The sequence below is a fragment of the Ramlibacter aquaticus genome, from assembly GCF_015159745.1.
GTDB lineage: Bacteria > Pseudomonadota > Gammaproteobacteria > Burkholderiales > Burkholderiaceae_C > Ramlibacter > Ramlibacter aquaticus.
In genome coordinates, this window is the sequence record NZ_JADDOJ010000226.1 from 1 (window position 1) to 231 (window position 231).

Genomic DNA, 231 nt, shown 5'->3' on the forward strand with positions numbered 1-231 from the left:
CGACACCATAGCGTTCCGGGTCGTGAACGTGATACGCAAAGACCGTCGCGCCATTGGGCTGCGCATCGGCTTGGCGCATCACCGGGGCGAGATCGTGGCCGTAGAAGATGTTGTCCCCCAGCACCAGAGCGCTTGGGCCGTTGCCAATAAACTGCTCCCCAATCAGAAAAGCCTGCGCCAGCCCGTCCGGGCTGGGCTGCACCGCGTATTTCAGGTTCAGCCCCCATTGCG

General features: G+C 62.8%; 1 protein-coding gene. It reads right to left on the bottom strand.

From position 1 onward, the window contains the following. Positions 1 to 231: sugar phosphate nucleotidyltransferase (locus IM725_RS20230; protein ID WP_265335018.1), on the bottom strand; the 231-nt coding region annotated here is incomplete at both ends.